Origin of the sequence: Rhodococcus sp. 11-3, from assembly GCF_023704055.1 — a bacterium.
GTDB lineage: Bacteria > Actinomycetota > Actinomycetes > Mycobacteriales > Mycobacteriaceae > Rhodococcus > Rhodococcus aetherivorans.
On record NZ_CP080406.1, the window covers coordinates 5,124,868 to 5,145,379 of the forward strand.

General features: G+C 69.1%; 20 protein-coding genes. 9 read left to right on the top strand and 11 right to left on the bottom strand.

Going from position 1 to position 20,512, the window contains the following annotated elements; genetic code table 11:
• Positions 1–4: 4 nt before the first annotated feature.
• From KZJ41_RS23560 to hsaA, 3 genes are all read right to left on the bottom strand, one after another.
• Positions 5–1,165 (bottom strand): steroid 3-ketoacyl-CoA thiolase, encoded by a 1,161-nt coding sequence (locus tag KZJ41_RS23560; protein ID WP_029545923.1) that lies wholly within the window; start codon positions 1,163–1,165, stop codon positions 5–7.
• A 267-nt stretch (positions 1,166–1,432) separates the two neighbouring features.
• A complete protein-coding gene (locus tag KZJ41_RS23565; protein WP_006935134.1) occupies positions 1,433–2,062 on the bottom strand; it encodes a TetR family transcriptional regulator in 630 nt (209 codons plus the stop codon).
• A 259-nt stretch (positions 2,063–2,321) separates the two neighbouring features.
• Positions 2,322–3,488, bottom strand: coding sequence for a 3-hydroxy-9,10-secoandrosta-1,3,5(10)-triene-9,17-dione monooxygenase oxygenase subunit (hsaA, locus tag KZJ41_RS23570; protein ID WP_006935131.1), 1,167 nt, complete (start codon positions 3,486–3,488; stop codon positions 2,322–2,324).
• Positions 3,489–3,738: 250 nt separating this feature from the next.
• On the opposite strand from hsaA, the gene KZJ41_RS23575 reads away from it, so the two are divergent.
• The 3 genes from KZJ41_RS23575 to KZJ41_RS23585 are packed head-to-tail and all read left to right on the top strand — an operon-like array spanning position 3,739 to position 5,962.
• Positions 3,739–4,914 carry a Rieske 2Fe-2S domain-containing protein gene (locus tag KZJ41_RS23575; RefSeq protein WP_251549710.1) on the top strand — a complete coding sequence of 392 codons (1,176 nt, stop codon included), beginning with the start codon at positions 3,739–3,741 and terminating at the stop codon, positions 4,912–4,914.
• Positions 4,892–5,149: a hypothetical protein gene (locus KZJ41_RS23580; protein ID WP_006935124.1), complete on the top strand. Its 258-nt coding sequence runs from the start codon at positions 4,892–4,894 to the stop codon at positions 5,147–5,149. The genes KZJ41_RS23575 and KZJ41_RS23580 overlap by 23 nt, the downstream gene beginning before the upstream one ends.
• Before the next feature lie 21 nt (positions 5,150–5,170).
• Positions 5,171–5,962, top strand: a complete 792-nt coding sequence (locus KZJ41_RS23585) for an SDR family oxidoreductase (RefSeq protein WP_050035872.1) — start codon at positions 5,171–5,173, stop codon at positions 5,960–5,962.
• A 265-nt stretch (positions 5,963–6,227) separates the two neighbouring features.
• On the opposite strand, the gene KZJ41_RS23590 is transcribed toward KZJ41_RS23585, so the two are convergent.
• On the bottom strand, positions 6,228–6,845 hold the full coding sequence (locus KZJ41_RS23590) for a hypothetical protein (protein ID WP_065922101.1): 618 nt from the start codon (positions 6,843–6,845) through the stop codon (positions 6,228–6,230).
• A gap of 330 nt (positions 6,846–7,175) precedes the next feature.
• On the opposite strand from KZJ41_RS23590, the gene KZJ41_RS23595 reads away from it, so the two are divergent.
• Complete coding sequence (locus KZJ41_RS23595; RefSeq protein WP_065922100.1) at positions 7,176–8,657, top strand: MDR family MFS transporter; 1,482 nt, start codon at positions 7,176–7,178, stop codon at positions 8,655–8,657.
• A gap of 287 nt (positions 8,658–8,944) precedes the next feature.
• Here KZJ41_RS23595 and bphC read toward each other — a convergent pair whose 3' ends face one another.
• The 6 genes from bphC to KZJ41_RS23625 form a co-directional block, all read right to left on the bottom strand.
• Positions 8,945–9,856 (bottom strand): biphenyl-2,3-diol 1,2-dioxygenase, encoded by a 912-nt coding sequence (gene bphC / locus KZJ41_RS23600; protein ID WP_251549712.1) that lies wholly within the window; start codon positions 9,854–9,856, stop codon positions 8,945–8,947.
• A 34-nt stretch (positions 9,857–9,890) separates the two neighbouring features.
• The gene (locus KZJ41_RS23605) at positions 9,891–11,069 is read right to left on the bottom strand and encodes an acyl-CoA dehydrogenase family protein (protein WP_050035880.1); all 1,179 of its coding nucleotides are present in this window, start codon (positions 11,067–11,069) and stop codon (positions 9,891–9,893) included.
• 31 nt (positions 11,070–11,100) lie between these two features.
• Entirely contained in the window at positions 11,101–12,123 is a 1,023-nt protein-coding gene (gene dmpG, locus KZJ41_RS23610) for a 4-hydroxy-2-oxovalerate aldolase (protein WP_006935112.1), read from the bottom strand.
• 39 nt (positions 12,124–12,162) lie between these two features.
• Positions 12,163–13,065 (bottom strand): acetaldehyde dehydrogenase (acetylating), encoded by a 903-nt coding sequence (locus tag KZJ41_RS23615; RefSeq protein WP_006935110.1) that lies wholly within the window; start codon positions 13,063–13,065, stop codon positions 12,163–12,165.
• 11 nt (positions 13,066–13,076) lie between these two features.
• A complete protein-coding gene (locus tag KZJ41_RS23620) occupies positions 13,077–13,862 on the bottom strand; it encodes a 2-keto-4-pentenoate hydratase (protein ID WP_251549714.1) in 786 nt (261 codons plus the stop codon).
• 120 nt (positions 13,863–13,982) lie between these two features.
• Complete coding sequence (locus KZJ41_RS23625) at positions 13,983–14,852, bottom strand: alpha/beta fold hydrolase (protein WP_044475856.1); 870 nt, start codon at positions 14,850–14,852, stop codon at positions 13,983–13,985.
• A 246-nt stretch (positions 14,853–15,098) separates the two neighbouring features.
• Here KZJ41_RS23625 and KZJ41_RS23630 point away from each other — a divergent pair, with 246 nt between their 5' ends.
• The 5 genes from KZJ41_RS23630 (at position 15,099) to KZJ41_RS23650 (ending at position 18,787) form a co-directional block, all read left to right on the top strand.
• Positions 15,099–15,626, top strand: a complete 528-nt coding sequence (locus KZJ41_RS23630) for a flavin reductase family protein (protein WP_006935100.1) — start codon at positions 15,099–15,101, stop codon at positions 15,624–15,626.
• Between the two features lie 80 nt (positions 15,627–15,706).
• Positions 15,707–16,213, top strand: coding sequence for a ClbS/DfsB family four-helix bundle protein (locus KZJ41_RS23635; protein WP_251549716.1), 507 nt, complete (start codon positions 15,707–15,709; stop codon positions 16,211–16,213).
• 273 nt (positions 16,214–16,486) lie between these two features.
• On the top strand, positions 16,487–16,927 hold the full coding sequence (locus KZJ41_RS23640) for a VOC family protein (protein WP_006935096.1): 441 nt from the start codon (positions 16,487–16,489) through the stop codon (positions 16,925–16,927).
• A 239-nt stretch (positions 16,928–17,166) separates the two neighbouring features.
• Positions 17,167–18,315 carry a DUF6745 domain-containing protein gene (locus KZJ41_RS23645; protein WP_065922096.1) on the top strand — a complete coding sequence of 383 codons (1,149 nt, stop codon included), beginning with the start codon at positions 17,167–17,169 and terminating at the stop codon, positions 18,313–18,315.
• Between the two features lie 19 nt (positions 18,316–18,334).
• On the top strand, positions 18,335–18,787 hold the full coding sequence (locus KZJ41_RS23650) for a hypothetical protein (protein ID WP_050035883.1): 453 nt from the start codon (positions 18,335–18,337) through the stop codon (positions 18,785–18,787).
• Between the two features lie 417 nt (positions 18,788–19,204).
• Here KZJ41_RS23650 and KZJ41_RS23655 read toward each other — a convergent pair whose 3' ends face one another.
• Positions 19,205–20,410 (bottom strand): enhanced intracellular survival protein Eis, encoded by a 1,206-nt coding sequence (locus KZJ41_RS23655; RefSeq protein WP_006935090.1) that lies wholly within the window; start codon positions 20,408–20,410, stop codon positions 19,205–19,207.
• Positions 20,411–20,512 lie beyond the last annotated feature (102 nt).

Sequence of the window (20,512 nt, forward strand, 5' to 3'; positions counted from 1 at the left end):
GTGGTCAGATGCGTTCGATGACGGTGGCGGTGGACAGTGCGCCGCCCGCGCACATGGTGACCAGTGCCGTGGACCGGTCGGATCGTTCGAGTTCGTGCAGTGCGGTGGTGAGGAGCCGGGCGCCGGTCGAGCCGACCGGGTGGCCGAGGGCGATGGCGCCGCCGTTGACGTTGACCTTGGACAGGTCGGCGCCGAGCACCTGCGCCCACGACAGCACGACCGACGCGAACGCCTCGTTGATCTCGACGAGATCGATGTCGCCCAGCGTCATGCCGGCCTTGTCCAGGACGTTCCGCGTGGCGTCGATCGGGCCGTCGAGGTGGTAGTAGGGGTCCGACCCGACCATTCCCGAGGCGACGATGCGTGCGCGGGGCCGCAGGCCCAGTTCCTGTGCGCGCTGCGCGCTGGTCAGCAGGACGGCGGCGGCGCCGTCGCTGATCTGCGACGCCGACCCGGCCGTATGGATGCCGCCCTCCACGACGGGCTTCAGGGCGGCCAGCCCCTCGGCGGTGGTCTCGCGCAGGCCGCCGTCGCGGGTGACGACGGTGGTCTCCCCGGTGGGCACGCCGTCGGCGAGGACGGGCGCCTCGGTGGGCACGATCTCGCGGTCGAACCGGCCCTCGGCCCAGGCCCGGGCGGCGCGGCGCTGCGACTCGAGGCCGAAGGCGTCGGTGTCACCCCGCTTGATGCCGCGATGGGTGGCGATGCGCTCGGCCGACGTGAACTGGTCGCCCATGTCGATGGTCCAGTCGTCCGGATACGGGTTGCCGGTCTCCGGGGTGAGTGCCTGGCCGAGGAACACCCGGCTCATGGACTCGACACCGCAGCCGATGCCCGCGGAGATCTGCCCGGAGGCGATGAGGCCGGCGACGATGTGGACGGCCTGCTGGGAGGAGCCGCACGCGCAGTCGATCGATGTGGCGGCCGTGCCGTAGGGCAGGCCGGCGTGCAGCCACGCCTGCCGGGTGATGTTGTTGGACTGTTCCCCGGCCTGGGTGACACAGCCGCCGACGATCTGACCCACCTGGTCGGGGGCGAGGCCGGCGCGGTCGAGCACGGCGCGCTGTGCGGTGCCGAGCAGGGTGGCCGGGTGCAGACCGGCCAGGGCGCCCCGGCGGCGGCCGATGGGGGTGCGCGCCGCCTCGACGATGACTACCTCGGTCATGAACAAGCTCCTCGGACGTGAGTGCTGGGCTGGAAGGCAATCGGACGCGCCGACGGACGAACCGGGAACGCGTTCATTTTTGGAATGTATTCTATTCACTACGCCGAGACAATGGCCTGTCGGCGGCGAGGCTGCTCTCGCAATGAACTACCAGTATGCATGCGCACGTCGCGCAGCCGACCGGCCCGCGCGACCGTCGACGATAGAAGAATTCATTTCAGTACTGTGCGGGCACGGCGCTCCGGCGGGGACCGGCGCGGCCCGGCGTCAGGCGGACGGAGCGGGCCGCGCGTTCGACAGGCCCGCGAGCAGCAGCTCGCAGGCCACGCGCAGGTCCGACTCCGCATCCGGCACCGAGATCCGGCCGTTGAGACTCGACTGGATGATCCCGAACCACGCCTGCTCGAGCACCCGCACGAGCGTCGCATCCCGTTCGGTGACGTACTCGAGCCCGGCCGCGCGGTAGAGGACCTCCCGGAACCGGCGGTCGATCTTGGCGACGTCGGGGATGGCCGTGGCCTTGGCGGTGCTTGTGGACTGGATCATCGCCGCCGCCAGCAACGGCCGTCGCCGCAGCGCCCGGGTGGCCCGCACGAGAGCCTCGTAGATGGCCTCCTGCGGAGTCGAATCGGGGTTCGGGCGCTGGGTCATCCGATCGCTCATCTGCTCGATCTGGTCGACCATCACCGCCACGAACAGGTGCGTCTTGGACGGGAAGTAGCGGTACAGGGTGCCGATGGCGACGCCGGCCATCTTCGCGACCTCATGCATCTGCACCCGCTCGAGTTCCTTCTCGGTTGCCAGGCGCGCCGCCGCGTCGAGGATGCGGCCGAACCGTGCGCGCTGCTCGGCGGACGTCGGCTCCGCGGCGTCCCGCGCTTCGGCAACTCTCGGCACCGTGGTTCCTCCGTCGTCTCGTACCTGCGGCTACGCCGTGCCGCCCAGCGTCCCTCATCCTGCATCGTGCCGGCAGAAATCTTCCGCTCAGTGGGACCTGCCCTGGACTGTGCCGCATCCCTGCGTCCGGGTTCGACATCCACGCCCAGGCCAGATGGAGGATACCGAACCGGGCGATCCCATGTGGTTGCGCGGCACGGTGCTTACTTGCGTGTTCCGACGCGCGCAGGAAGCATCGACGCGCGCGGGAAGGACCGGCTCAGACGAGGTTGTCCTCCACCGGCAGCCCGAACACGCCCCGGCCGTACAGGGCGAGGGCACGTTCGGGATCGTTGGCGACGTGCACGCTGCCGGCATGCGCGTCGCGCCACGCCCGCTCGACGGGGTTGCCGCGGCCGAGCGAGTTGCCGCCCGCGGTCTTGAACAGCAGATCGATCGCCTCGACGGCGCGCTCGGTGCCGCGCACCTGATCGCGGCGCACCCGCAGCCGCATGCTCGTCGGCAGCGGCTCCCCGGCCACGGCCAGCTCGTACAACTCGCGGATGTTGCGGTCCGTCTGCAGGATCGCCGCGTCGATCTCGGACGCGGCGCGGGCGACGGCGACCTGCGCGAACTGGTCCTCGGCGAACCGGCCTCCACCCAGGCTCAGGCGCACCCGGTCGCGCATCGCGCTCAGGTACTGCTCGTAGCATCCCGCGACCGTCCCGATGACCGGCGCGGCAACGGCGGTGGTGAAGACCGCCGCGAACGGCAGCCTGAACAGCGGCCCCGGGTTGACCTTGTGCCCGGGGGCCCGCAGCTGCGCGAGCTCGTAGTTGCGCACCGTCCGGTGGTGCGGGACGAACGCCTTCTCCACGGTGATCTCGTTGCTCGCGGTGCCGCGCATGCCGACGACGTCCCACACGTCCTGGATCCGGTAGTCGGTGCGCGGCACGAGCACCGTCATGAAGTCCACCGGCCGGCCCTCGGCCCCGACGACGAGCGCCCCGAGCAGCGCCCAGGACGCGTGTTCGCAGCCGGAGGAGAACCGCCAGCTGCCCGACAGCTCGAAGCCGCCCTCGACCGGGACGAGCTCGCCGACCGGCGCGTACGACGACGACAGGAGCGTCGACTCGTCCTGTCCCCACACGTCGTCCTGTGCCCGCGCATCGAACAACGCCAGATGCCACGAGTGGACGCCGAGGATCGAGGCCACCCAGCCCGTCGAGCCGCAGGCACCCGAGATCGCCCGCACCACCTCGTAGAAGCGCACAGGGTTGCTCTCCAGTCCACCGTGCCGGGCGGGCTGCAGCATCCGGAACACTCCCGCGGCGGCCAGGTCCTGGACGGTCTGGTCGGGCACCCGGCGCGTTTCGTCGACGCTGCGGGCGCGCTCCGCGATGGACGGCAGCAGCTCGCGGACCTTCGTCAGCACGTCGTCGGACATCGGTGTGTCTCCTTCGCGACCCGGACGGGTCACCGTGGCAGGAACAGGCACCCCATCCTGCGGTGCCGTCCGGACACACCGCCGCAGACGGTCCCGGACAGTGGGATGCGCTCCATCCCCGGTGAGCGGGCTCACCTAGCGTCGAGCACACGGTCGCAGGCGGCCACCGTCCCCCGGCCCACCCGCGCACAGCACCGGTGCCCGAGGTGCTCCATCCGATACGACATTCCATTCGAAAGGACGGACGACAGTGAGCTCCAGCAAGTCCGACGACGTCGAAGTTCGCGAGATCGAGGCCGGTTCCGCGCCCACCCGGTTCGCCCGCGGCTGGCACTGCCTCGGCCTGTCCGAGTCCTTCAAGGACGGCAAGCCGCACTCGGTCCATGCCTTCGGCACCAAGCTCGTCGTGTTCGCCGACAGCAACGGCGACCTGAAGATCCTCGACGCGTACTGCCGGCACATGGGCGGCGACCTCAGCCAGGGCACGATCAAGGGCGACTCGGTGGCCTGCCCGTTCCACGACTGGCGCTGGGGCGGCAACGGACGTTGCACCGCAATCCCCTACGCCCGCCGCGTTCCGCCGATCGCGAAGACCCGCGCCTGGCACACGCTCGATCAGGACGGGATGCTGTTCGTCTGGAACGACCCCGAGGGCAACCCGCCGCCGGCCGACGTGACCATTCCCCGCATCGCCGGCGCGACGAGCGACGAGTGGACCGACTGGGTCTGGTACACCACCGAGGTCGACACCAACTGCCGCGAGATCATCGACAACATCGTCGACATGGCGCACTTCTTCTACGTGCACTACTCGTTCCCCACGTATTTCAAGAACATCTTCGAGGGGCACGTCGCGACGCAGATCATGCACGGTCAGGCGCGGGAGGACATGCGGCCGCACGCCGACGGCCAGCCGAAGCTCGTCGGCAGCCGCTCCGAGGCGGCGTACTTCGGACCGTCGTTCATGATCGACGACCTGCAGTACAAGTACGAGGGCTACGATATCGACTCGGTGCTGCTCAACTGCCACTACCCCGTCACCGAGAACAAGTTCGTCCTGATGTACGGGATCATCGTGAAGAAGTCGGACGCCCTCGGCGACTCGGCCGACGAGACGGCCCGCAAGTTCGGTGACTTCATCGCCCGAGGCTTCGAGCAGGACGTCGAGATCTGGAAGAACAAGACGCGCATCGAGAATCCGCTGCTGTGCGACGAGGACGGCCCGGTCTACCAGCTGCGCCGCTGGTACGAGCAGTTCTACGTGGACGCGGCCGACGTCAAGCCGGAGATGACCGAGCGGTTCGAGTTCGAGATGGACACCACCCGCCCGGTGGCGGCGTGGATGAAGGAGGTCGAGGAGAACCTCGCCCGCACGAAGGACGCCGAGGAGGCGGCGACCACCGATGCAGCCCCTGCAGTGCACTGAGTGCGGCGCCCGGGTTCTCGTCGCCAAGAACAGCTGGGAGCACACCTCCGTCCAGTGGAACGAGCAGGCGCGGTCCCGGTGCCCCGAGATGCGTGAGCAGGGTGGGCAGGACTCCCGGCCCGGGGCGCCGCGCCGCGGTTGCGCGAAGCTCGCCGAGACGATCACGTGGGCCGCGACCGAAGGCCGCCTCACCGTCCTCGACGACACCCCGGTCCCGGGACCGATCGTCCAGTAAGTCAGCCGGAAAGGAACTTTCGTGATCGACGTCCAGCACTACGGCCCATGGGCCGTCATCGCCGGCGGCTCCGAGGGCGTCGGCTCCGCCTTCGCCGACGAGCTGAGCAAGGCGGGGCTGAATCTGGTGCTCATCGCCCGCAAGCCCGGCCCGCTCGAGGAGACCGCGGAGAAGGTGCGCAGCAACGGCGTCCAGGTCCGCACCCTGGCACTCGACCTGCTCTCCCCCGACGCCGTCGAGCAGATCCGGCAGGCGACCGACGACGTCGAGGTGGGCCTGCTCATCTTCAACGCCGGCGCCAACAGCTACGGCAACGAGTTCGTCACCGGCGACCTCGACGGCTTCCGTGGCGTCATCGACCTCAACATCCATCGGCAGCTCGAACTCTCGCACCTGTTCGGCGCGAAGATGAAGGAGCGCGGCCGGGGCGGCATCATGCTGCTCGGTTCGCTCGCCGGCTACATGGGGGCGGAACACCAGAGCATCTACGCGGCGTCCAAGGCGTTCAGTCGCGTGTTCGCCGAAAGCCTGTGGCTCGAGCTCGCCCCGCACGGGGTACACGTCGTCGAACTCGTCCTCGGCGTGACCCGCACCCCGGCGATGATCCGCGCCGGGCTGAACTTCGACATCCCCGGCATGCTCGTCGCCGAGCCGGAGGATGTGGCCCGCGAGGGGCTCGAACACCTCACCGACGGGCCGGTGTGGGTGGCCGGCGGCAACTACGACGCGGCGGTCAAGCGCAGCGGCTTCCCGCGCGACACGCTCGTCAAGGGCGCGGCCGACGCCATGCGCAAGCTGCTCAACCGCGGCTGACGCGCTCGCATCGCAGGGCCGGCATCCGGAATCGGATGCCGGCCCTGCGACGTCCGTTCCGGGGCGCGAGAAACCTCACACCGGTTCCCCGGGCTCCGTTGGTGTGAAAGTGTCGACGGGCGGGTACCTTACCCGGGATCGGGTCGGCCGGGCGGCGCACATTCCATGACAGTCGGTCCACCGTCGACTTGCTGCGCCGGCAGGCCGGCCCGATCCACCGGAGCCGACGGCCGATGCCGTTCGGACACGGCTCAACCGCGGCGGATCAGGCCGTCGGCCGGGGGGACGGACGCACCGGCGGGGTGGGCGGGATCTGGGAGCTCGGCGCCTCGTCGGTGGGCGCGGAGCGCCACTGCGCACCGAGCAGGGCCCCGATGATCTTGTCCTGCACGAGGACGAGGATCAGGGTCATGACGCAGCCGTAACCGAAGATCACGACGAGCCAAGGCAGGTTCGGCACGGGCGCACCGTCGGGCAGCAGAACCGACAGGTTCGTCACGAGCAGCGTCTCCACGACGCCGAGCAGCACGGCGGGGACCATGCCGAGCGGGGTGCGGCCGAATACGAGCGGGTGCACCGCGAGGACGAGGAAGATCACGCACGCCACTCCGATGCCCATCACGAGCTCGAGCGGTACGCCGGGCAGGGCGCTCTGGACGGCGAGAAACGCTGCGCCCCAGGCAACGCCGCACACGAAGCTGAGGAACATGCCGAGCAGGGCCCGCGGTGGTGCCTGCAGCGTGAAGAACAGCATGACGGGCAGGATGAGCATCGGGCTGTAGAGCGCGAGCGGGGTCAGGGACTGGAACGGAATCATCAGGACGGTGACGAGCACCGCGCCGAGCCCGGCCTGGATCAGAATCCCCTTGTTTTGCAGAGACATTCGATCATTCCCTCGTGAGTGATGGTCAGGGCTGTGACGCGTTCGGCACGACCACGTCGAAGACGCCCCACCGGACGCGTCCTCGGACAGGACGTCGGCGGACATGCGCCCGGGTGTGAGCTGCAACACGTGAGCCACGCAACACCGTATGCGCTTCAATGACAGAGTGTCAAGAATACTTTCTTGGTGACAATTTTCCTGCCTGCATGTCCGGCCACGGGCGGCTCCACGCCCCCACTGCACCCGCCAAGGCGGTTGATGTCATATTATGACACTTCGTCACTCTGTGACATCATTGACCGGTCCACGACCGAAGAAGCGAAGGTGTCGATGACGAACCTCGAACTGAAAGACACGCGCCCGGCCGGCGCGGCCCCCGGCGCGTCGGAGGGGCTCACCTCCACGCGGCACATCGCTCAGGTGATCGGCGTGCTGGTGGTCTCCGCCCTGATCATGATCCTCAACGAGACCGTGCTCAGTGTTGCGCTCCCGCAACTCATGGGGGACTTCTCGGTCTCCGCCGCCACCGTCCAGTGGCTCACCACCGGCTTCATGCTGACGATGGCCGTGGTCATCCCCACCACGGGCTTCCTGCTGCAGAGGTTCTCGACCCGAACCCTGTTCACCGCCGCCATGATCCTGTTCATCGCCGGCACCGCACTCGCCGCCGCCGCCCCCGGCTTCGAGATCATGCTGCTCGCCCGCGTCGTCCAGGCCGGTGGCACGGCGGTCATCCTGCCGCTGCTGATGACCACGACCATCACCACGGTTCCCGTCGCCCACCGCGGCACCGTCATGGGCCTGAACTCCGTCGTCATCTCGGTCGCGCCCGCGATCGGCCCCACCGTCTCCGGCATCATCGTCGACTCCATGAGCTGGCGCTGGCTGTTCGGTCTCATGCTTCCGGCCACGATCGTCGCCTTCGCGGCGGGCCTGCTCCTCCTCCGCAACACCGGCAGGACCCGCAAGGCGCCGTTGGACGTAGTGTCGGTCGTCCTCTCGGTCTTCGCCTTCGGCGGCCTGGTCTACGGCCTCGCGAACGTCGCGTCCCTCCTCGACGGCACCATCGTCGGCCCCGCGACCGCGCTGATCGTCGGCGTCGTTGCCCTCGGCCTCTTCGTCGCGCGCCAGAAGCGCCTCGAGCGCACCGGCACCGCACTGCTGGACCTGAATCCGTTCGAGGTGCCCCACTTCCGCATCTCGGTCGTCATCGTCGTCATCGCCATGGCGACCATGCTCGGCACCGTCGTCGTCCTGCCGATCTACCTGCAGGCCGGGCTCGGGGTGAGCATCCTGACGACCGGCCTGATCCTGCTGCCCGGCGGTCTCGTCCAGGGCGTGATCTCGCCGATCGTCGGCCGCATCTACGACGCCGTGGGGCCGCGCCCGATCGTGACCCCGGGCGCGCTCCTGCTGGCCGCCGGCCAGTGGTGGCTGAGCACCGTCGGCACCGACACGTCGATCGGGCTCGTGATCGCGATGCACGTGGTGTTCTGCATCGGCATGGCCATGCTCATGACCCCGCTGATGACCGTCTCGCTCGGCGCCCTGCCGCCGCGGCTCTACGGCCACGGCAGCGGGATCATGAACACGCTGCAGCAGCTCGCCGGTGCCGCCGGTACCGCGCTGCTCGTCGCCGCGCTCACGATCGGCGCCGACGCCGCCGCCGACTCCGGCACGGCCGAGGCCCAGGCCTCGGGTGCGCAGACCGCATTCGTGCTGGGCGGTGTGCTCGCCCTCATCGCCGTGGTCGCCGCGCCCTTCGTCCGACGCCTCCCGCCGCCACAGCTCGAACAGGTCACCCACGCCTGATCCACGCGGTTCCGAACCACGGAGCACGACTCCGGAGAGCCACGGAGTACGACTCCCGAGAGCCACGGAGTACGACTCCCGAGAGCCACGGAGTACGACTCCCGAGAGCCACGGAGTACGACTCCCGAGAGCCACGGAGTACGACTCCCGAGAGCCACGGAGTACGACTCCCGAGAGCCACGGAGTACGACTCCCGAGAGCCACGGAGTACGACTCCGGGAACGAGAGACGAAGACCCGGCCGGGGCGATCCCCCGGCCGGGCCTTCGTCGTGTTCCACTGCGAGAGTCAGGCCTTCGGCGTGAAGGCCGCCAACGGCTCGGACTCGGACCAGTCGTGGCCCCAGTAGCTGTCGGCGGTGATCTCCTCGGCCGTGTAATAGGTTTCGTCGACGAACATCCCCTCGGTGCCGAACTCGAGGTCCCACCCGCCCGGCGCGCGAACGTAGAACGACACCATCTTGTCGTTCGTGTGCCGGCCCAGCGTCGAGGAGATGGAGAAGCCGAGCTTGCGCACACGGTCGAGCGCCTGCCCGACGGCGTCGAGGGTGTCGACCTCCGTCATCAGGTGCACGAGGCCGGGCTCCTCGGTCGGCGGCGCCGGGCACAGGGCCAGGCTGTGGTGGCGCTGGTTCACTCCGAGGAAGCGCACGCGCCGCGCCGGTCCGGGTGCCTGGAGGCGGATCGCGCCACGCGGCAGGAAACCGAGCACCTCGGTGTAGAACGCGTACGCCGCATCGAAATCGGTGGCGGGCAGCACGACATGGCCGAGGCCCTGTTCGCCGGTGACCCACCGGCCACCGCGCGGAGTCACCACCGGGCTGTGATCGAGCACCGGACCGAAGAACACCTCGACGCGGGTGCCGATCGGGTCGTCGAACGCGATGACCTGCTCGGCATCGCGGTAGTCGCACTCCTCCTGCGAGAGGACGTCGACGGTGATACCCGCCTTCTCCACGGTCTCCCGGACACGCTGGAGTGCGAACTGATCCCGCACCTCCCAGCCGACCGCGAGCGCCCTGTCCGATTCGCCGGGCAGGACGATCAGGCGTGCGCGCCGCTCGTCCACCCGCAGGTAGAGGCCGTCCGGCTCCGGGCCGGAGCCCACGGCCATGCCGAGTCCGTCGACGACGAGTTCGCGCCAGCGCGCGACGTCGGTGGTCTGGATCCGGAGGTATCCGAGTGCTCGAATGTCCGTCATTTCTCTTCCATCCTGAAAAGGTCGGCGGGGCAGGCTAGATCATCGAGCGGTGGACGCCCTGCGGCTCGCCGCCGAGCTGGGTCAGCGAAGACGCGTGGAAGATCGAGCCGGGGACGTGGATCGCGTGCGACAGGCCGACGTGCGCGTCGCGCCAGAAGCGCTGCATCGGGAACTTCAGGTGCATCGCGCCGCCGCCGGAGCGGGCGAAGATCTCGTCGACGGCGCGCACGGCCCGCCACGCGGCGGCGGTCTGGGTGCGGCGGCCGATCGCGCGCTCCTCGAACGTGACCTCCTGGCCCTTGTCCGTCTTGTCCCAGAAACGGTCGACGGTCTCGAGGATCGCCGCGCGCGACGCGGCAATCTCGGCGGCCGCCTCACCCAGGGCGTAGAGGACGTACGGGTCCTCCTTGATCGGGACGCCGGTGACCGCGACGCGCTCCTTCTGGGCCGCGATGTAGCACGCGAGCGCGCCCTCGGCCATGCCGATGAGCGACGAGGTGATGCCCAGCGGGAAGATGCACGAGAACGGGAACTTGTAGAGGGTTTCGTCCCGGCCCGCGTGACGCCACCCGTTGCCGCCGAGGACGATGTCGGCGTCGAGGGTGCGGTAGGCAGGGATGAAGGCGTCCTCGACGATCAGGTCCTTCGAGCCGGTGCCGCGCAGGCCCACGACGTTCCAGCTGTCCTGGTCGATGTCGTAGTCCGAGCGCGGCAGCAGCACATGCAGGACCTGCGGCGGGTTCAGCCGGTTGCCGTCCTTGTCGCCCACTGCGGCGCCGATCATGATCCAGCCGCAGTGGTCGGTGCCGGAGGAGAACGACCAGCGGCCGTTGAGGACGTAGCCGCCGTCGACCGGAACCGCGACGCCCATCGGGGCGTACGGGGAGGCCATCCACATGTCGGGATCCCCGCCCCAGATCTCGTCCTGCGCCTTGGGATCGAAGAACGTGAGTTCCCACGGATGCACGCCGACAATGCCGGCGACCCAACCGGTGGCGCCGTCCATCGCGCCGATCGCCATCGCGGTCTCGGCGAACTCGCGCGGGTGGACCTCGAGGCCGCCGTGCTCCTTCGGCTGCAGCATGCGGATGACACCGGCGTCGCGCAGCCGCTTGGCGTTGTTGTCCGTCAGGCGCATGAGCTTGTCGCCCTCGGCGCCCTCGGCGCGGATCTCGTCCGCGTACTGGATGATGTTGTCCAAAACCTGGCCCATGACTGTCAGCTCTCTCTCAAGACCCGGGGGTCTACTTCTGGGCGGCGAGACCGACGGCGATCTCGATCAGCTGGTCTTCCTGGCCACCGACGAGGTTGCGCCGGCCGGCCTCGATGAGGATCTCCGCACCGGAGACCCCGTACCGCTCGGCGTGGGCGGCGGCGTGCTTGAGGAAGCTCGAGTACACACCGGCGTAGCCCATCGTCAGCGACAGCCGGTCGAGGAGGCACTCGCCGTCCATGACCGGCCGGACGACGTCCTCGGCGGCGTCGATGATCTTCAGGGTGTCGATACCCGTTCGGATACCGAGCTTTTCGGCCACGGCGACGAACGCCTCGACCGGGGTGTTGCCCGCACCGGCGCCGAACCGGCGGGTGGACCCGTCGATCTGCAGGGCCCCGGCCCGCACGGCGAGCACCGAATTGGCCACGCCGAGGCCCATGTTCTCGTGGCCGTGGAATCCGACCTGGGCGTCGTCGCCCAGCTCGGCGACCAGAGCCGCGACCCGGTCCGAGACCCCCTCGAGGACGAGGGCGCCGGCCGAGTCGACGACGTACACGCACTGGCAGCCGGCGTCGGCCATGATGCGGGCCTGCTTCGCGAGCACCTCGGGCGGCTGACTGTGCGACATCATCAGGAATCCGACGGTCTCGAGGCCGAGTTCCCGGGCGAGACCGAAGTGCTGGGCGGAGATGTCGGCCTCGGTGCAGTGCGTGGCGATCCGGCAGATCGCGGCACCGTTGTCGGCGGCCTCCCGGATGTCCGAGCGCACCCCGAGCCCCGGGAGCATCAGGAACGCGATCTTCGCCTGCCTCGCCGTCTCGACGGCGGCCTTGATGAGCTCCTGCTCCGGGGTGCGGCTGAAGCCGTAGTTGAACGACGAGCCGCCGAGGCCGTCGCCGTGGGTGACCTCGATGACGGGCACGCCGGCATCGTCGAGCGCACCGACGATGGAGCGCACGTCCTCGACGGTGAACTGGTGACGCTTGGCGTGGGAGCCGTCACGCAACGAGGAGTCCGTGATCCGGATGTCGAGATCTGCGCTGTAGGGCATCGACTGTGTTCCTTCGAAAGTACGGTCTGCGGTGGGGGTCTACACGCGGGCGGCGAGCAGCTTGGCCGCGAAGCTCTCGCCCACCTTGGTGGCGGCCGCGGTCATGATGTCGAGATTGCCCGAGTACGGCGGCAGGAAGTCGCCGGCGCCCTCGACCTCGAGGAAGATCGCGACCCGGGCGCGCCCGCCGCTCATCGGGGTGGGATCGTCGAACTGCGGCTCGGCACGCAGCCGGTAACCGGGAACGTAGCCCTGCACGGTCGCGGCCACGTCGTGGATCGACGCGGCGATCGCGTCCCGGTCGGCATCCTCGGGGATCGAGCAGAACACGGTGTCGCGCATGAGCATCGGCGGTTCGGCGGGGTTGAGAACGATGATGGCCTTGCCCGTTCGGGCACCGCCGATCGTCTCGATGCCGCGGCTGGTGGTGATGGTGAACTCGTCGATGTTGGCGCGGGTTCCGGGACCGGCCGACGGCGAGGCGACGCTCGCGACGATCTCGGCGTACTCCACCTCGGTGACGCGGGAGACAGCGTGCACCATCGGGATCGTGGCCTGGCCGCCGCAGGTGATGAGGTTGACGTTCGGTGCGTCCTCGTGCTCCCCCATGTTCACGGCGGGCACGACGGCGGGTCCGAGGGCGGCCGGGGTGAGGTCGACGACCTGGATGCCGAGCTCGGCGTAGCGGGGCGCATTCACCCGGTGCACGTAGGCCGAGGTGGCCTCGAAGATCACGTCGGGGCGCTCGTCCTGGGCGAGCAGCCAGTCCACGCCCTCGTGGCTCGCGACCAGACCCTCGGCGGCCGCCCGGGTGAGCCCCTCGCTGGCGGGGTCGACGCCGATCATCCAGCGCGGCTCGATGACGTCCGAGCGCAGCAGTTTGTACATCAGGTCGGTGCCGATGTTGCCGGGCCCGACGATCGCGGCGGTAGCCTTGGTCACTGGTCTGTTCCTCACTTGAATTCGACTGAGACAGAGCCGATATCATTGAATTCGGCCCGGAAGGTGTCGCCCGGCCGGGCGTCGATCGCGCGGGTGCACGAGCCGGGCAGGATCACGTGCCCGGCCTCGAGCCGCACCCCGAAGCCGGCGACCTTGCGGGCCAGCCAGGCCACGGCACGGGTCGGGTCGCCGAGCACGGCGGCCGCCGCACCGCGCGCGATCTCCTCGTCGCCCTGGTACAGCACCGCGGCGATACCGCCGATGTCGACCCGGTCCGGCGCGATACGGCCGGCACCGAGGATCACGCCCGCCGAGGAGGCGTTGTCGGCGATCGTGTCGGCGAGGCCGATGCGCCAGTCCTCGATCCGGGAGTCGATGAGTTCGATGCTGGGAACGATGTATTCGGTGGCCCGGAGCACGTCCTCCTCGGTGCAGTCCGCGCCGGGCAGGGTCTCGCCGAGGACGTAGCCGATCTCGACCTCGATGCGCGGGTAGCAGAACTGCGCGGTGTCGATCGGCTCGTCCTCGGAGTACACCATGGTCGAGAGCAGATGCCCGTAGTCGGGTTCGTCGACGCCCATCATCTTCTGCATGACCTCGGACGAGAGCCCGACCTTGTGGCCGTACACCGTGGCGCCGGCCTCGAGCCGCCGCCGGATGTTGATCAGCTGGATCTCGTACGAGTCCACCACGTCGATCTCGGGGAACGTCTCCGTCAGCGGACCGATCGGGGCGCGGTCACGCTCGGCGGCCCACAAGAGATCGGCGGCGGCGATTCGCTGCGAACCGTCGAGCATCGTGCACTCCTGGAACTGGTGAAGGATCCGCGCTTCTTCTCCGCGCCGATCGACTGACTCGAAAGGTGACATATGCGCAGGTGGGAGGGCAAAAGCTCTCCCGCTCAGCGGGACCGTGGGCTAGCTCCGCCGCTCGTCGCGCAGCAGGAAGGCGAGGACGGCCGAGAGCCACGCGTCGCGGGCCTCGATCATCGTCCAGTGCCCGCACTTCGGGAAGGTGTGCAGCTCGCTGTTCGGGATGTCGCGCATGGGCAGCATCGCCATGTCGACGGGGCTGACCCGGTCGTCGCGGCCCCACGTCAGCAGGGTGGGGGCCTTGATCTTGTGCAGCTGCGCCCAGTACGGGGTCGCGTTCGACGCCGCGGCGGCCGCGGCGCCGGCCTCGAACGCCTGGGAGCTGTACATCCGGCGGGCGATCTCGAGCGTCTTCGGCTCGGTCGCCAGCGCCCAGCGCTCCTCGATCAGCTGTTCGGTGACGACGGCCGGGTCGTAGACCATGGAGTGGAGCCAGCGGACGAGCCCCTCGCGCGTGGGATTGTCGGTGAATTCCATCAGCAGCTTGATGCCCTCGCCCGGCCCCGGCGCGAAGACGTTCTTTCCCATGCCGCCGATGGTGACGAGTTTGCGCACCCGGTGCGGCTCGTCGATGGCGACCTTGGTGGCGACGATCCCGCCCATGGAGTTGCCGATCATGTCCACGGCCCCGAGGCCGAGGCCGTCGAGGAAGGTGCCGACGGCTCCCTGGGCCATCACCATGGGGTGGCCGTCGCCGGGATCGCTCACGCCGAAGCCGGGGAACTCGAGCACCAGGCAGCGGAAGTGCCGCGCGAAGTCGGCGAGGACGCCGCGGTAGTTGCGCCAACCGGTCACCCCCGGGCCGGAGCCGTGCAGCAGGAGCAGCGGCGGGCCGTCGCCGGCCTCGTGGTAGCGCAACACACCCTGGTCGGTGGAGAGTTCCTTCAGGGTCCCCTCGTAGCTCACATCCGTCATCGTCGTCCCTGTTCGTCGCCGTGGTGCCGGGCGCACCGCCCATACGAACCGCAGGCTGCCAGCCGTGGCCCGCAGCGGCCATACACCATCCCGTTCAGCGAGATCGCCCGGCCCGCCGAGGCGGCGCGCGCGGCCGCTTCCGCTCAGCGGGACCCCGATGGGGGGCACGCCGGGCCTGCCCTAGCGTCGGTCGCATCGACCACGGCGTATGCACGCCGATCCGTCCCCACAACCGGAGGTGGACTCATGCCCCTCGAGACGACGACACTCGCACGATCGACCGTCGCTGCGCCCGATCCGGAGGAGATGCGCCGGGTGATGGGACAGTTCGCCACCGGGGTCACCGTGGTGACGGGACTGGACGACGCGGGCCCGGTGGGGTTCGCGTGCCAGTCGTTCGCCTCGGTGTCCCTGGAGCCGCCGCTGATCCTCATCTGCGCCGATCACCGGGGCCGCGCGTGGCCGCGCATCCGGGCCGCGGGGCGCTTCTGCGTCAACGTGCTCCGCGAGGACCAGTCCGACCTGTGCGCGCGGTTCGGCTCGAGCCGGGGCCGCAGGTACGAGGAACTCGACTGGGAGGTCTCCCGGTGGGGGACGCCGACACTGCCGGACGTGCTGATGCGCGTGCACGCCGAGGTGCACGAGGTGCACGTCGCCGGCGATCACGACGTGATCATCGGCCGGGTGCTCGAGCTGGACACCGTGTGCGAGGAGCGGCCGATGGTGTTCTTCCGGGGCCGGTTCGGGATCGACCACCCGGCGCCGGTGGTCTGACCGGGCCCGTCCCAGGCGCAGGAACCACCGTCGCCGATACCGTGCATCCCGACACCACCGCCCGCCACACGGAGACACGCATGCCGGTACCGCACACCGAGGACGAGTTGCTGCGCGCCCTCACCGAGACGTCCGGCGCGCTCACGCGCGCGCTGCAACGTGTGCCTGTCGAACGGGCCCGGGAGGCGTCGCTGCCCGGGCACCGCACCGGAACCCGGATGAGCCCGGCCGATCTGGTGGCGTACCTGATCGGATGGAACGAACTGGTCGTTTCGTGGCACGACGACCGCGCTCGCGGCATCGAACCGCAACTCCCGGCACCGGGATTCACCTGGAACCAACTCGGCTCGCCGGCGCAGAAGTTCTACCGCGATCATGCCGACGTACCGTGGCCGCTGCTGCAGCGGCTCGATGCCGCCCACGGCCGCATCGTTGCCCTGGTGCGCGGGCTCGACAACGGCGAACTCTACGGCGCGCCCTGGTATCGCACGTACACCGCGGGACGGATGATCCAGCTCAACACCTCCTCCCCGTACACCAACGCCCGACGCCGCCTCCGCACCTGGCTACGCGCCGACGGCCTGTGAGCCGCCCGCCGTCGACGGCCGGGTGGTCCACTCCTCGCCGATCTCCTCGGTGACGTCGCGGACGGCCAGGTCGCTCGCGTGTCACTTCTCAGGTTTCGTAGCACCCGGGACAACACTGGATGCGTGCCCATGACCAGCGAGGTCCGGTACGTGCAGGACGGCAGCGACCTTCGACACCACGGGTCGACCGCAGCTCTGCGGCAAGTACATGTCGAGATCCCAGACCCGCCTCCGTCCCAGCATCGGCACAACGACAATCGGAGGATGGATCCCATGGCGCACGTGAAACGTTTCGACCACATCGGCATCACCGTCGCGGACCTCGACTCGGTGACAGCGTTCTTCGTCGGACTGGGTCTCGAAGTGGAGGGCACCGGATCCGTGGAGGGCGAGTTCGTGGAGACCGTCTGCGGCATCCCCGGAGCGCACTGTGAGATCGCCATGCTGCGGCCGCCCGACGGAGGGACCCGACTCGAGCTCGCAACCTTCGTCACGCCCGACCACGTGCCCGGATCACCCTTGGCGATGGCCAACGAGCTCGGGCTGCGCAACGTGTCCTTCGAGGTCGGCGACCTCCAAGCGGCCGTCGATGCGGTGACCGCGGACGGATACGGGCTCATCGGCGGCATCGGCGAGTACGAGAACAGCGTGCGGATGGCCTACGTGCGTGGACCCGAAGGGATCATCGTGTCCCTCTTCGAGCAGATCGGCTGACGCGCGCGCCGTTGCCCATGTGTCGATCCGTTGCCCTGGACGCGGCGGTAGCTCCGAGAATGCCCTTCTGCAGCAGTCCTGTACGACGATCGATGACGGTCACGATCGGCCGATGAAGTAGGCGCCGGTCTTCGTCCACGTCCGAATGCCTGGGCGGGGACAATTGCTTGCGCCCAGCGCCTTCCCGTGCCATCCTCGATAACCATGACTACAGGAAAGGCGGCCACCGCCACCATCCGGTGAGCGCCGTGCCGATCTCATCAGCGGTTCCACACCGCACCCTGTCCACCAGAATCACCGATCCTCACGCGATTGCCGCCGCGGTGTCCGTCCGGCGCGACCATTGGCTCGCGCAAGGACTGTGTACGAAGCCTTCCGACCGGCCCGCCGCGGAATCCGCTGTCGCAGAGCTCTACCGACGAGCGGGATTCGAAGAACCGAAGTTCGTCTGGGTCCCTTCTCCCCCAGCGGCACTGCAGTTGATTGCCGACGAAGTCCTCTCGGTCCCCCCGCTGCGCTTCGGCAAACCGGCACACCCTTCGGCGGGGATCGCCGCACTCTGGTCCGCGTCCCGTGACCGGATGGACGCGCGCTTACCGCGGCGACACCGGCCGGACCCGCTCCTTCGTGCGGCCGTGTGGGATTCGTTGCGGACCTCTCTGTACGTCGGTGTCGCGACGGCGATACGCACACTGTGGCCGCGCCCGACTCCCGGCGTCACCTGGTACGGGCAACAGGAGGCACATCGGGTCGCGTACTACGACACGCTCCGACGCTTCGGCCTCGCGAGCTTCGAGTCGCGCGACGACGACCTTCTCGATCTTCAGGCCGCACTGGTCCGCGCCACCGGGTGGTGGTGGGCGTTCGACGGAGTCTGCGTCATGGCCGAACGGCCCACCGCCGTGCACACCGAACCCACACCCGAGGGCGTCCACAACGAACGCCGCTTACACCACCCCGATCGTCCGGCGCTCGAATTCTCGGACGGCAGTCATGTTTTCGTGCAACATGGCACCATCGTTCCCGATTGGGTCGTCCTCGATCCCACCGTCGAGCGGATCAACGACGAGCGCAATGTCGAGGTCCGCCGATGCGCCGTCGAGCGAATCGGCTGGGACAGGTACATCGACATGGCCGCGCTCGCACTCGTGGACCATGCAGACGATCCGGGAAACCCGGGATGCACGCTCGGACTCTATGCATCACCGACCGGTTGGGGTCGCCCCGGCCGGATCCTGCTCGTCGTCAACGGTTCCGTCGAACGCGACGGGCAACGGCGCCGGTACGGCCTTCACGTCCCCGAATGGGTTCCCTCCGCTCTGGACGCCGCGGGCTGGACCTATGGCATCAGCGGTACCGACTATGCACAACTCGTTCGCCGAACCTGAACCCCACCAAGGTGATCCCATGCATTCCGAACTCACACTGTCCGACCTCACGGCCCTCAGCGGGCTGGACGTCCTCGACCACCTGGACCGGGAGGTCACCGTCCCGGTGACCGGTGGTCTCCAGGCTCAAGGTGATCTGATCGTCATCCCCTACCCGGTGGTCGGTGCCGCCGTCGAACGCACACCGTGGGCGCGCTCCATCCGTGTGCCACGATCGGGAGTGGAGTTGCTGCGGAGCGCCGCCGGCGGCAACCCGCATTCCCTCGTCGCCGACGAGGGCACCTGCACGTGGACGACGCCCGTCCGGGACACCATGGGTCTCGCTCTGGGCATCGTCGAGACCACCGGGACGGCGTATCTTCTTCACCCCGAGCACGGGGCGACGGGTATCGCTCCGGGCTGCTACGTGATCCGTCGACAACGCGAGCACGGCGCAGGACGCTACGGGTCGGCGCGACTGGTCGCCGATTGACCTGAACACGTCGTCGAATCGACGTCGCCGAGCTGATGCGTCGCCGGTCCGCGCAGTCCGGAGGTGTGGCGGGCTCGCGGCGGTAACCTCGGTGATCGTGCTGGTGTGACTGACCGTGGCATCGACAGCCACCGTCGACGTCATCGGCTCCAGGCTCGGCACGCCCCGGGCGGCACTGTGGGTGCTGGTGGTGTGGACGGTGCGCTGCCGCCGGCACCGACCGGCGGCGGGATCGAGCTGCAGGCACGCCTACACCCGGGTCAGCAGGTCGTGCCCCCGGCCGAGCCCTGACCCCTAACTCGGGTGTCTGAGCGGCGCCCTCCCGGCCCGCCGACTGCTGAAGGTCACAACTCGAGAAATCCGACCAGATCATGAGAGCCCCGCACTGTGCCGATAAGACACAGGTCAGCGCTCGATTCAGAAGTGCCAGCCCAACATTGCGGGGCGGGCGACGTCGAATGCGCGGTCCAGGTCGTCGATGTCACCGGCGCTGCGCGCCTCCACCCGGCCGGCGGCAGCAAATGTGCGGGCCCTGTGCGCGCCGAGATACAACGCGGATAGCGCGTCCAGATCCAGCGTGATCACCGGCGCCGAGTCGGTGCGGACACACCGGGCCCGGCCGTTGCGTACCGTCAACGCGAAAGTGCCCCCGGCGCTGCGGAACGGATCTCGGACCGTCAGCACGGTGTCCAGATCGGCGGCATAGTCGCGGGCGGTCAACGCGGCCGGCACGTCCATGATCCGCAGCCACAACTCGTCCACCCGGGAGGTGGTGCGCGGCAGGCGGTAGTCGGTCAGCAGCAGGCGCAGCGGATCGTCGGGATGCTGGACGGTTTCGATGCGGTGGGTCAGGTCCAGTCCGCACAGGGTGCGCCACAGCGCGGCGTGAGCGTCGTCGGTGATCGCGACCAACTCCTCGACCACCGCGACCGGCTCGGCGTCGGATCCCTTGCGGCGGAAGGTCGCGTACCCGTCGGGATGAACCAGGAAGAACAGCGCCGAGGCGCCGTCGCGGCGCTCTTCGGGATCGGCAAAGGTGTAGTCCCACTCGGCTTTCGGACGTGCCTGCGCTCCCGGCGTGCGCAACCGCCACCGGTCGTAGAGTTCCGGCAACTGGTTGGCCGCCGTCACAGCGTCGGCAAGGACCACCCCGCCGGGATCGGGGGCGTCCTCGCGGAAGCGAGCGAAGCGCCGATCGACGGTGACCTCGGTGGCGACGGTGGCCGGACCGTATCCGAAGCGCCCGTAGATGCCGGCGTCGCTGGCGGTCAAGGCGGCCAGCGGTGCCCCGGTCGCCTCCATCCGGCGGTGCAGTTCGGTGAACATCGACCGCAGCACGCCGCGGCGACGGTGCGTGGGAGCGACCGAAACCCAGCTGACACCACATGCCGGGACCTGGTGCCCGCCGGGCACGGTGAGCTCCATGTCCAGATACAGCGCCTGACCGATCGGCGCCCCCCGCTCGGTCGCCACCACGATGTTCTCCGTGCGGAACATCGGACGAAGCAGCGTCCGATCGGCATCGATGGGGTGATACCCGAACGCCACCGAGTCGAGCAGCTCCAGGGCCGGCCAGTCGTCGTCGGTGGCGGTACGGATGGTGAGGGCGTCGTGCACGGTCATGTCCGAGAGACTGACACAACCGACTCCCCGAACGCGAGTGATTTGTCCGGTTCGGGCTCGGTGCGGATACAGTCGGGTTTCCTCGGCGACGGACGCGGCGAT